General features: G+C 54.9%; 6 protein-coding genes. All 6 read left to right on the top strand.

Going from position 1 to position 12,740, the window contains the following annotated elements; translation table 11 throughout:
• Nucleotides 1–540: 540 nt before the first annotated feature.
• The 6 genes from AT705_RS24590 (at nucleotide 541) to AT705_RS24565 (ending at nucleotide 12,667) form a co-directional block, all read left to right on the top strand.
• The gene (locus tag AT705_RS24590) at nucleotides 541–852 is read left to right on the top strand and encodes a hypothetical protein (protein ID WP_058798979.1); all 312 of its coding nucleotides are present in this window, start codon (nucleotides 541–543) and stop codon (nucleotides 850–852) included.
• A gap of 6 nt (nucleotides 853–858) precedes the next feature.
• Nucleotides 859–1,443, top strand: coding sequence for a hypothetical protein (locus AT705_RS24585; RefSeq protein ID WP_058798978.1), 585 nt, complete (start codon nucleotides 859–861; stop codon nucleotides 1,441–1,443).
• A gap of 83 nt (nucleotides 1,444–1,526) precedes the next feature.
• Nucleotides 1,527–2,318 carry a hypothetical protein gene (locus AT705_RS24580; protein WP_058798977.1) on the top strand — a complete coding sequence of 264 codons (792 nt, stop codon included), beginning with the start codon at nucleotides 1,527–1,529 and terminating at the stop codon, nucleotides 2,316–2,318.
• Nucleotides 2,319–2,409: 91 nt separating this feature from the next.
• Complete coding sequence (gene traF / locus AT705_RS24575; RefSeq protein WP_058798976.1) at nucleotides 2,410–3,405, top strand: conjugal transfer protein TraF; 996 nt, start codon at nucleotides 2,410–2,412, stop codon at nucleotides 3,403–3,405.
• A complete protein-coding gene (locus AT705_RS24570) occupies nucleotides 3,402–4,781 on the top strand; it encodes a conjugal transfer protein TraH (protein WP_058798975.1) in 1,380 nt (459 codons plus the stop codon). Before traF ends, AT705_RS24570 begins: the two co-directional genes overlap by 4 nt.
• A 2-nt stretch (nucleotides 4,782–4,783) precedes the next feature.
• A complete protein-coding gene (locus tag AT705_RS24565) occupies nucleotides 4,784–12,667 on the top strand; it encodes a conjugal transfer protein TraG N-terminal domain-containing protein (protein ID WP_058798974.1) in 7,884 nt (2,627 codons plus the stop codon).
• The last annotated feature ends 73 nt before the right edge of the window (nucleotides 12,668–12,740 follow it).

The following is a 12,740-nucleotide window of genomic DNA, read 5'->3' as shown; positions in this document are numbered from 1 at the left end:
GGCGTATTATTACCTAATCCTGTGGTACGGAGAAAACCGTAGGGGCACCAAAATAAGGGGGTGTAAATCTGTTTATGAGCGCTCGGCTACGGCGGGTGAGGGGGCCGGGGGAAGGAACGAAAAACAAACTGTGCCCATATTTTTTTGTTGGTATCTTGCTTGTTTTTATTGGCTTTTATTTTCGTGTTTTTATTTTGGCTTTTTCCTAAATTTACTTTTTTCGTTATAAAGTATGGGGTGTTTTTTACTCTCTTGTTAAGGTTGTTTCCGATGTGGTATTGATATCGTCTGTACCCGATATCTCTAATGATGTGCAAGGTGGGCATTTTAAATTAAAAATAACTCATTGTAATTGTGGAGGTTTTTGTTTAGTCTTAATTTTCTGAACCCTTCATAGGCACCGGAGAAGGCAAGTTTCTTTTTGGATTTACAAATTGTGATTGTTTTTTTCTACAAAAAGTGATCATTTTTTCTTGAATGAAAAAGTACTGCATTTTATAATTTTATTAATGAAACAATAAATATAAAAAAGGAGTTAATATGATGGATAAGTCGCAGCAAATACCCGAGCTCATCAATGCCTACTATACGAAAAACGTCGAGCTTATTCTGATCCTTAAAAGGTTGGCTGACTTTGAGATGAACCTGGAGTCTATTTATAAAATCGATGCGGAGTTGTCGACATTGCTCAAAAGCACGTCAGAGACAGATATGCTGACGCTGTATGAGGCTGATTCGCGGATCCCGCTGTTTGTTCCTGAGGTGTCTGCTGCCGATCTGCAGGTCGCACTGAGAGCGCTGGCTGCGAAAAAAGCCAAAGTGGGTTGTTTAGATCATATTTTTCGGGGGTGACAGAGAATGGATAGTCTTTATCAGAAGCGCTCCAGAACCGTTGCTAATGATTATGCCCTCGCCATGCTATCTCAGATGGGCACTGAAAAGAAAATTCTGACCACGTTATTTGCGCGTAAGCGGTCTATGATTGATTATTATTGGCGAGAATCGGAGTTTGCCAAAAAGAGTCGGGCCGGGCGCTGTGCCTGGTTAAAGACCGATGAGGGACGTCTGATCAGCGACCGCATTTTAAACCTGGCAATCAAGATGTATGGCAAAGCGTTCCTGGACAGAACCATGTATCCAACCCGATTGCTGGATCTGTTTTTAACCTATACAGCGTTATATCCGGGCAACCAGATCCACCCTAACCATGTGTACTATTTCTTTAATCACCTCAGAGAACAAAGAGTCGGGGTGCTCAATGCCTGTGCGTGTTGCGGTAAACCTTACACCATAGAGTACACCAGTGGTAAGTTAGATCATTTTTACGAATGCGCCGCCTGCCTTGAAAATCCAACCGTGGCGCGCTCGCTGAAGGACAGGGCCGCGTTAAAAAAAGAACAAGCTAAGCTGAACAGGCGGAGTATGAAGCTGGCGGCCATCTGATCCGGGGCCGTTGTTGATCGTCAGGTTTTGAAATTCGGGGCAGCGGGCGGTATGCTCCCCGAATGAAAATCTGGAGAGTGATCATGGACAAACCCGCCTTAACGCGCTTGTTTGGTGTCCTGGCATTGGGTCTGTGTGCCGGCGCCTCGGGCACATCGGTGCGCGCGGATGATGCCTGGACGCATTACCGCAATAACACGGTCTATCAATACGCGGCCGACTCGCAGCCGGTCATTACTTTGTATCGCGAATTCAACGACGGGCGTTATTTTGATACCCCCATCGCTCATCCGCCCGAATACGTTTATTCATACGGTGGCTTTTACAATTATACGCTGAAGGACCCCAGTTTAGCGCGTGCCGGCAATCACGCTTTCGGTGGCTTTAGTTATAAACGGCCACGCAACACGCGCCAGGAGAGTGCCCCTGTTGGCAGTGAAGACGACCACTTGTTTCAGATTAAAACCACCCAGTATCTGACCGTGATGGCCGTGAACCTGAAAACGGTGGCCTTTTACCCTCATCACAATGTGGAAGTACACATCAAATGCAAGCGCCTCACGGCCCAGGCATATCAGGCGCCACAAGTACACCTTCGCCAGTTCAGGCAGTTTGTGACCCGCGTGCCTGCAACGGCCTCTCTGACCGGCTATTTCCCCGAGTTTGCCGTTAAAGTTGGCGATTTGACCTTACATGAGCAAGCCGGTGAGCTGACTTTTGACAGTGCCGCGGACATGCGCAGACGGGTTGGCATGCTCCTGACGTCACACTTCAGGCAGCGCCTGGCGACCCACCTGGCGAACAACACGGCATTTCCGCATATTTACGCCTGTCAGGTGCCGCTTGATTACATACCGGCGCAAAAACCGGTGTAATTACACCGTGCAATTTGAGGGTCTCTACTGTGCCTCTGGAACCCGGCGGGTGTGAGAAAATGGCGCCATCAGAGTATTCGGAGCCACTATTTTGCATAAGGTATTTTTCCTGCTGGCCGCCTGGCTGTGCTGTCAGGCGGCGGCCGCGCAACCTGACCCCAACTTCTATGACGATCGCTTCCGTGGCTGGTATTGGTTTGAAGATCCGGTTGTTGAACAAGACAGTGAACCTGAGCCTGCCCCGGACACGTCCCCGACTCAAACGCCCCCGGCTCAGCCAGACAAGGAATGGGTGGCACTGGATGTCACCTGGTTGCGGGAGAAGTTCCCGGAATACCGCGATGCGGCCATCAATAACCCCACCCGGGAGAATATTGCGCGCTTTTTGTATGCGCAGCGTTATATGCTGGATATCAGTTCCCGCTTTTCCACCAAAGCCATGGAGTTTTCAGAGCTGGAAACGCCATTGCATGAAGCCAAACGCCGCCCGTTCTCGACCTTTTCTCTGAATGTCTTTAAGGATGAAACCCGCCAGGCGCTGAGCGCCGTGCTGGATAAAGTCAACGCCAGGACACATCTGTGGTTCTTCTTCACGGCCGATTGCAGTTACTGTCGCAAGCAGGTTCCGATCCTCAAAGAGTTAGCCATCCGCCACCAGGTTAATGTGCTGGCGGTGTCAATGGATGGCTCTATGTTGCCCGGCTTAGAGGAGTTTGAAGTGGTCACCGATACCAGCAATGTGGCGGGGCGATTTAATGTGACTTACACACCGACGATATTGATGGCGCTGAATGATGGCTCCGGGTTCACATTGCTGGGCGAAGGGCTGACGTCGCTGCCCGATATTCAGGATCGTCTGCTGCTGGCGTCGCGCATGAAAGGCGTGATCAATACCCAGGAATATGAGCTGACTCAGGGCGTCAGGGAGATCAACGTGTTAACTGACTCCGAGGGCACCATGATGGCAGACAGGCAATTGCTGGAAAACGATCCCGGCTATCTGGCCGAATTACTCAGACAAAAACTGGCCGACTCCATTCCGGTGGGCGCCCAGACATTTAACGCGGTTTCAGGAGGTCAACAATGACAGGTTTTGCTCAGCATCACATTGCGCTGGCGGTGGCTGCCGCTGCCCTGTGCGTGACATTGGAGGCCCGCGCGGGCATGAAGGAGTTGTTTGACAGTTACCAGAATGATCTGGGGGGATACCATGTACAAACCCGCAACGGTAACACCTGGGGCGCCGGACAGTTTTCCGCTCGCTGGCAACAGCCCAATGTGGACATACTCAGTGTACAGGGACCATCCATGTCGGCCGGTTGTGGCGGTCTGGATATTTTTGGCGGTTCCTTTGGGTTGATTTCGGGAGATGAGTTGGTGCAGGTAGGACGTGCCGTTGCGCAGGGCGCAGCCAGTTACTTTTTTAAAATTGCCATCGCCAATATTTGTAGTACCTGCGCCTCTGAAATGGAAAATTTGCAGGATAAGATCCGTAAGCTGAATGATTTAGCCCGTGATGCCTGTCAGAAGACTGAAAACCTGTTAACCGAGAAGATTGGCCCGGCGGAAGATCAACTGCTGTTTAAGAAAGACCTGGTGGGCGGTGCCATTGCCTCTGCCAATGGCACCATCACGTCGTGGAGTACGGGCTTACTGGGTGATCAGAATATCAATGAAGAGAAAGATCTAGCCTCCGTGAAGGAGGCGACCGAGGGGAACTCGGTGGCGGCTCATGTGGACAAAAATACCGGGATCCACTCGCCCTTCATCAAGGCCATTCATAACTTCAGTGGGAATAACAAAGAGGCGAGCATTGCGGCATTGATGACTTTTATGGGGGCCAAAATTGTCGTCACCAACAGCGCTGATGGCCAGCCAACAATCAGCACGCTCCCCGCCATCAACTATGAAGAGTTTATCCTCGGGGGTGACGACGCTAAGTTGTCGGTATACAAGTGCCGGAATTATAGCAGCGACCCGCAATGTCTGAATGTGGATGAGCTGGAGAATACCTTGCCGAAGGTGCTGTATTATGCCCGTGATCAGATCATCGGGGACACCGGGATTTTTAACGCACTGAGCACGCAGGGCACCTTATCGGAAGAAGCCCGACGGATCAAAGAGGCCTTCAATGTGCCCTTTACCCCCTACCTGGTTGAGTCCACGCGCTACAACCTGGACCTCAATGATTTTGGTGAGCTGGCGGCGTTGAAAGTGACCCAGACCTTCAACGAAGAGCTGTATAAGAACATCAAGGAGATTTATCTGCGGGCGGGGGCGGTCAATGGTTCTACTTATGAGCAGGGCGCCCAGTTCAGAAATGACTATGATGAGGCGTTCGTGCGTTTTACCAAAGACTATCAGACGGTCAGGGACAGGATCTCAAAGCGCCTGGCCAAGACGGCGGATGCAATTCGTCTGAACCTGAACCTCATTGCCTTGCAGAAAATGGATAAGGGGTAACCATGGATTTATATGTATACCTGCAAGGGGATTTAGAGTTTGCGAATGCGACCTTAATGGCCATTGTGCGCATGTTTGGCAACGCCTCGACGTATGCTGATATTCAGCGCGGCGCGGGGGCTTTGATGTTGATCATGCTGTTTGTCTCCTATTTTAAATTCATTATGGCGCCAGAGCGCAGCCCCTATCCATTCAAAGAGTTTTTTACCGGCCTGGTGGGGTTTATGATCTTCCTGGGTCCGATGTCGCCGCAGTTTACGGTGCATCTGCAATCGAGCAATTCTGGTTCCCATGATGTCCGGACCATCTCCAATGTGCCCATGCTGGCTGCGGTGCCGGCCTGGGCCGGCAGTGCCTTGATCGGTGGATTACGCAATGTTGTGGCGGAAAACTTTACCATGCCGGGCATGAGCACCACGGCACCGCCGGACCCTCTGGGTGCGCTGATGCGTCTGCACTCGGCGCCCTATACGCCACAAATCGATGCGATGGGGGATGGCGACAGTTCAAAAAACAGCCTCAAACGCAGCATCGCCAACTATATGCATGAGTGCTTTGTGCCGCATCAGATGTTCGGACCTGCCAGCGACACCGGTGTGAATTCACTGGATCAAACGCCAATCGATGAAGTGATCGACAAAATCGCGGTCGATTACACGGGCTATGAAACCACCTTATACCTGACGGGGGATGCCAAAGGTAAGGTGTTTAACTGTAAAGATGCTTACACTAAGTTGCGCACTGAGATAAAAAGCCCGGTGTTTGAACAGCGGCTCGACAACTACCATGAGGCGCGTAATGTGGACGGTGCGTCAATCAGCATGGCCTATCGGATCCTGAACGGGGGCGGGGCTTTACCCAATCCCTATGAACTCATGACCGGGCGCTTTGTGACCTACTATGCTTACCAGGCGCTCAGTGGCAACGATAACCCCTGGGCCAATAAAATGGTCTTTGAAGCCATGCAAAAGCGTGTGTATGAGCAAGGGGCTGAACGCGCTATGTTCCTCAATTATATGATCCCCATGATGAGCGTATTTGAAATGTTCGCGTTCTTTATTGCGCCGATCATGATGATCCTGAGTGTGATGGGGGGGCTAGGGTTTGCCATGATAGGCAAGTATATGTACATCATTTTGTTCATTAACCTGTGGGGGTTTAACAAAGTCTTTGTTGATTTCTTCACTTACCTGGCGGCACAAAAAGCCTTTGCGAACTCGATGCAGCCGTTTACCGTGGGCTCCACGCCGGGTGTGCTGAATGAAATAGAAGGGTTTTTGGGGGTGGCCTCGGCGCTGACGGCCGCCATTCCAATGCTTTCAATGTTCCTGTTGTATGGGGGGGTGCATTCACTGATGGGCGTGATGAGTTCCGTCAACCCGTCGGGCAAAGGGCATGTGGATGGCAACAATGCGGCCCCCACACTTGCCAGTAACTGGAACAGCGGCACGATGCAGATGGGCCAGCATGGCGCGGCGTATAACGCCGTCTCAGGGCAAATTGAACAAAACCTGAAAACCTCAGACAGTGGCCGCTTCTCCGGGCTTAGTATCACAGAGCAAGTGTCTCAGACCTTTGACAGAGCCCGGGAGCTGGCGACAAATAAGACGGAAACGGCAAAGCAAGCCTTCGCGGAGTCGAGTAGTGATTTGTTTAACGAGATAATGAGTGATAAGTCGGTGGTGCAGGGGGCGGAGACGAAAACCTGGGGTGAGATGAATGATGCCGAGCGCCTGGTGGCCACCAAAAATGCCATCGAAAAGAATACGTCGGTCAAAGGGGAGGCCGCTGAAATGGCGGCCCTGAATATGTATCTGGGCGCCGATGGCAAAATGCCTGTTGGTGATGATAATGCGGTCTTATCGGGCGGTGTTAAGCTGAATCTGCAGGATAGTGCTCAATTTGGCTTATCAGAGGGAGAGGCGGAAAAAGTTGAAGAGTTGCTGAGCGATACGCACAAAAACCGTTTCACTCATGGCGATCAGAACTCTTTTACGGACCTGAACGAAACGGGGACCAGCAGAAGCCATACGTCGGCCCTCAATAAAGCCCGTACCGATATGCAGGAATTTACCCAAGCCTATAATGAGTCTCAGCGTGTCAGTGAAGGTGCCTCTGAGATGATGCAGTTCAGCAACACCACAGCGCTGAACAATGAAGCGCTGGCCGGTATGGTGTCCGAGGGGGCCGTGCGTACATTATTTGACCCTGAGCATGGTGCCTTCACGCAGGAGCAGTTGGCGCAGTTATCCGATAAGGCCGGGGTGGAGACACAAGGCCTGGCCGAGCATTATCTTAAGCAAGGAGAGCAGCTGACTGGCCGTGCCGATCAGGCCGGGTTTGGCGCCATGCGGGCCATGATTGATGATATTTCCCAGTTGTCGCCCAGCACACTGGGCGAAGCGCGCAGTCAGAGTGACATGCTGTCGGAAGTGTTCGGTGCCATGGGGACGGATATTCGCAATCAATATGGCGACAGGCAGGACATTGAGCAGCTGGTTAACCCGGTCGAACGCCTGACGAATGCCACCCGTGAGCAAAGCGGCGGTATGGTGGCGGGCGCGGACCAGGAAGGCTTCACCGGCAATAACCAGGCCAACGAGGCTGATGTCCGACCGGTGGGTTTTGCGAACGCCTCTGAGGCCCACACTGTAAAAGATGAATTGAATGACAAGAAGGCCGAGCTCATCGAACGAGGTGTGATGGACAAGGAGGGCAATTATGTACAGGGCAGCATTTCTGCGGCTGAGTATGCGCGAGATGCCAGTTTAACAGAGATGTCCGAGCGGTTACAGCTGGCGCAGGACCGCGTTGAACAACACGAATTACTGAGTGCGGCGCAGAGTAAATTATTGGATGGCATTAAAAATAATGATGGCTCGCTGACGGCGGCAATGCTTGAGTTTAAGGGGCTCAGCGGCGAGAACCGCTTTGAGCGCTTTTTGGCAAGCCAGGCTGAGCAACATGGTCTGAGCGGCGCCGCCATCGTGGCCGGGGCGGGGATGCTGAGTAATGCCAATGCCAACGACATCACCAGCCTGGTCAGTAAAGTGGCACAGGGTACAGCGTCTAACGACGAATTTGAGCAGTATGCGCAAATGAAATCCGCCTTTGATTTTATGATCGGCACTCGGGAAGGCTTTGATGCCACGAGGATAGGCATGTCTGACGAAGCACAGGACACGTTTTTCGCCAATGCAAGCGCCTTTTACGGTGCTTATCAGAGCAACGGCAACAATGCCAACGTGCAGGCCGTGGACAGTCTGCTTAGCTCCCCTGCGCAAATGGACAACGCCATTGATGCCGCGGGTCTGCTCAGTGGTCAGGCCCCTGCGGGCAACCTGGTCAATCCGGGCTTTATGGCCGATGCACAGCTGAATATGCTTGGCAGCAGTGAGCAGTTTGCAACGCAGTTTGACAAGATGAAAGGCGACTTGAATGAGGATACCGGTGGATACTTTGGAAACTTGATGCAGCGCATGGGCCTGAATTCATCGGAGTTAACATCTGCGGAAGCCCTTTATTTGGATCAGGCCAAAACCATGCTGAATGAAAACGCCCGCCTTGGCGGCTATGATGCAGAGGCCGCCATGCAGGCTCTGACTCGCATTGTCACCTCTTCAGATGAACAACTAAGCATCTATACCCCGTATGGGGGAACTGAACAGCTCAAGGGAGCGGCACAGAGCGCGGTTGACCAGCTGGAGCATGGCGATGCCAATAATCTCGCCGCGGCCATCGCCGCAAACCCGGCGCTGAGTAAGCTCTATCAAGAGCTGTCTGAGGATCCTAATAATAAACTCGAACGTGTGGAGAAGGTGTCTCCGCTTGCCCAGGAGCGCATGGATAATGTGTTTAAAGCCGCGGAGGATTCTTATCAGACGTATCTGGCTGGTGTGGGTGGCAAGGGCAACATGTCAGATCTGCAGATGGCCCAGCTTTACCAGGCGCAACAGTCAGGCAAGTTGAGTACTGAGCAGGCGGCCCTGGTGCGCCAGGCGAATACAATGCTCACCGAGGGCGAGGTGGCCGGTAAGTACAGCAGGGATGAGGCAACGGCACAGCTGATCTCCGGTATAACCGGGGCTAAGGGCGAAGCCTGGCAGAGCGTTAAGGACATTGCTGGCAGCTCTGATCTGGGTAAAGCCATGGCGGGTAACCCGCACCTGAAGTCGCTGGTTGGGCAACTCCTGCCCTCCTCAGGTGCTCCCAGGGTAAAAGAAACGCCTGATGGGCAGGGAGGAGGGCTGAGCACGTCGCAGGCCGAGTTGGTGACTCAGGCCAGCGCATTAATGGTCAAGGATACAGGCACATATGATACCAAGGCGGCGACCACGGAGTTGATCACTGGTGTCAATAGTGGCCAGTTGAAGAGTCTTGAGCAGATTAAGGACGATTCCGAGCTGGGTAAAGCTCTGGAGAGTAACCCGCAGCTGAAGGAGTTGGTTGGGCAAGCCCTGTCTTCCCCGGGAAAGGAGGGTGAGGTATCCGAAAAAAAGCCCGGGGCGCTGAGCGAGTTGGTGGCGCAGGCCAGTGAGCTGATGGCGCAGGGGGAAGGCGCGTATGATGCCAATGCAGCGACCGCGGAGTTGCTCACCGGCGTGCACACTGATCAGTGGCAGAGTCTTGAGCAGATTAAGGACGATTCCGAGCTGGGTAAAGCCCTGAAGGGGAATCCGCAGCTGAAGGAGTTGATTGGGCAAGCCCTGATTTCCCCGGAAAAACTGGATGGGGTATCTGGAGAAAAGCCCAGGGGGCTGGGTGAGTTGGTGGCGCAGGCCAGTGCACTGATGGTGCAGGATACAGGCACGTATGATGCCAATGCAGCGACTGCGGAGTTACTCACCGGCGTTCACACTGACCAGTGGCAGAGCGTGGCTGATATCAGCACTGAGTCTGAGCTGGGTAAAGCCCTGAAGGGGAACACGTCGCTGCAGGCGCTGGTTGGACAAGCTTTGTCTGATAAGAGGCCTCAGTCAACGGTCGATAAATTATCCATGGAGCACACGCAGTCCGAAAAAGAGCGCAGCATAGCAAAGGAGCCGGTTGAACAGGCCCTGGCACCGTCAGGCGATCAGACTGGCACCTTGAGTGCGTCGCAGGTTGACGCGGTGACGCAGGCCAGTCAGCTGATGGGACAGGGACAGGCCTTGGGTCAGTACAATGCCCGTGCGGCGACCGAGCAGTTGACCCATGGGGTCCGCACCGGCCAGTGGCAGAGCGTGGCTGATATCAGCACCGAGTCTGCGCTGGGTAAAGCCCTGCAGGGTAACACGCCGCTGCAGGCGCTGGTTGAACAGGCCCTGGCGCCGTCAGGCGATCAGACTGGCACCTTGAGTGCGTCGCAGGTTGACGCGGTGACGCAGGCCAGTCAGCTGATGGGACAGGGACAGGCCTTGGGTCAGTACAATGCCCGTGCGGCGACCGAGCAGTTGACCCATGGGGTCCGCACCGGCCAGTGGCAGAGCGTGGCTGATATCAGCACCGAGTCTGCGCTGGGTAAAGCCCTGCAGGGTAACACGCCGCTGCAGGCGCTGGTTGAACAGGCCCTGGCACCGTCAGGCGATCAGACTGGCACCTTGAGTGCGTCGCAGGTTGACGCGGTGACGCAGGCCAGTCAGCTGATGGGACAGGGACAGGCCTTGGGTCAGTACAATGCCCGTGCGGCGACCGAGCAGTTGACCCATGGGGTCCGCACCGGCCAGTGGCAGAGCGTGGCTGATATCAGCACCGAGTCTGCGCTGGGTAAAGCCCTGCAGGGTAACACGCCGCTGCAGGCGCTGGTTGAACAGGCCCTGGCACCGTCAGGCGATCAGACTGGCACCTTGAGTGCGTCGCAGGTTGACGCGGTGACGCAGGCCAGTCAGCTGATGGGACAGGGACAGGCCTTGGGTCAGTACAATGCCCGTGCGGCGACCGAGCAGTTGACCCATGGGGTCCGCACCGGCCAGTGGCAGAGCGTGGCTGATATCAGCACCGAGTCTGCGCTGGGTAAAGCCCTGCAGGGTAACACGCCGCTGCAGGCGCTGGTTGAACAGGCCCTGGCGCCGTCAGGCGATCAGACTGGCACCTTGAGTGCGTCGCAGGTTGACGCGGTGACGCAGGCCAGTCAGCTGATGGGACAGGGACAGGCCTTGGGTCAGTACAATGCCCGTGCGGCGACCGAGCAGTTGACTCATGGGATCCGCACCGGCCAGTGGCAGAGCGTGGCTGATATCAGCACCGAGTCTGCGCTGGGTAAAGCCCTGCAGGGTAACACGCCGCTGCAGGCGCTGGTTGAACAGGCCCTGGCGCCGTCAGGCGATCAGACTGGCACCTTGAGTGCGTCGCAGGTTGACGCGGTGACGCAGGCCAGTCAGCTGCTGGGACAGGGACAGGCCTCCGGTCAGTATACTGCCCGTGCGGCGACCGAGCAGTTGACCCATGGGGTCCGCACCGGCCAGTGGCAGAGCGTGGCTGATATCAGCACCGAGTCTGAGCTGGGTAAAGCCTTGAAGGGGAACGCACCGCTGCAGGCGCTGGTTGAGCAGGCCCTGGCGCCGTCAGATGCTCAGGCTGGCACCTTGAGTGCGTCGCAGGTTGACGCGGTGACGCAGGCAAGTCAGCTGCTGGGACAGGGACAGGCCTTGGGTCAGTACAATGTCCGTGCGGCGACCGAGCAGTTGACTCATGGGATCCGCACCGGCCAGTGGCAGAGCGTGGCTGAGATCAGCACCGAGTCTGAGCTGGGTAAAGCCTTGAAGGGGAACGCACTGCTGCAGGCGCTGGTTGAGCAGGCCCTGGCGCCGTCAGATGCTCAGGCTGGCACCTTGAGTGCGTCGCAGGTTGACGCGGTGACGCAGGCAAGTCAGCTGCTGGGACAGGGGCAGGCCTTGGGTCAGTATACTGCCCGTGCGGCGACCGAGCAGTTGACTCATGGGATCCGCACCGGCCAGTGGCAGAGCGTGGCTGAGATCAGCACCGAGTCTGAGCTGGGTAAAGCCTTGAAGGGGAACGCACCGCTGCAGGCGCTGGTTGAGCAGGCCCTGGCGCCGTCAGATGCTCAGGCTGGCACCTTGAGTGCGTCGCAGGTTGACGCGGTGACGCAGGCCAGTCAGCTGCTGGGACAGGGACAGGCCTTGGGTCAGTATACTGCCCGTGCGGCGACCGAGCAGTTGACTCATGGGATCCGCACCGGCCAGTGGCAGAGCGTGGCTGAGATCAGCACCGAGTCTGAGCTGGGTAAAGCCTTGAAGGGGAACGCACCGCTGCAGGCGCTGGTTGAGCAGGCCCTGGCGCCGTCAGATGCTCAGGCTGGCACCTTGAGTGCGTCGCAGGTTGACGCGGTGACGCAGGCCAGTCAGCTGCTGGGACAGGGACAGGCCTTGGGTCAGTATACTGCCCGTGCGGCGACCGAGCAGTTGACTCATGGGATCCGCACCGGCCAGTGGCAGAGCGTGGCTGAGATCAGCACTGAGTCTGAGCTGGGTAAAGCCTTGAAGGGGAACGCACCGCTGCAGGCGCTGGTTGGACAAGCTTTGTCTGATAAGGGGTCTCAGTCAACAGTCGACAAATTATCCACAGAGCACACGCAGTCCGAAAAAGAGCGCAGTATAGCAAATGAGGTGATCAGCCTGGGCCCGGGCATGTCACTGGAAACCGATAAGGCTGCGATTGATTTGACTGATGGGGCCCGGATCGAGGTGAAAGATGTGTCAGATCTTGATCTGGAGGCGTTGTCTGAACATCTCTATGAACAGTTTATGTTAAATGGTGAGATGATGCAGTTGGAAAGCATGACTGGTGATGCCAAAACCGGCTTTTACAGAAACACACAAACGGAGCAACTGTATGCGCTGAGTGCTGGCAGTCAGATGATGATGCCAGTGAAGCAGCATCAGTTATAGTGCAGACAGGGCGCCGGCGCCTTGTCTCACTTGTCTCACTTGTCTCCCTCTGTAGCGTCTTGCTAAACTCGCT

Source organism: Pseudoalteromonas rubra (assembly GCF_001482385.1).
Lineage (GTDB): Bacteria > Pseudomonadota > Gammaproteobacteria > Enterobacterales > Alteromonadaceae > Pseudoalteromonas > Pseudoalteromonas ardens.
This window is presented reverse-complemented; position numbering and strand designations above follow the sequence as displayed.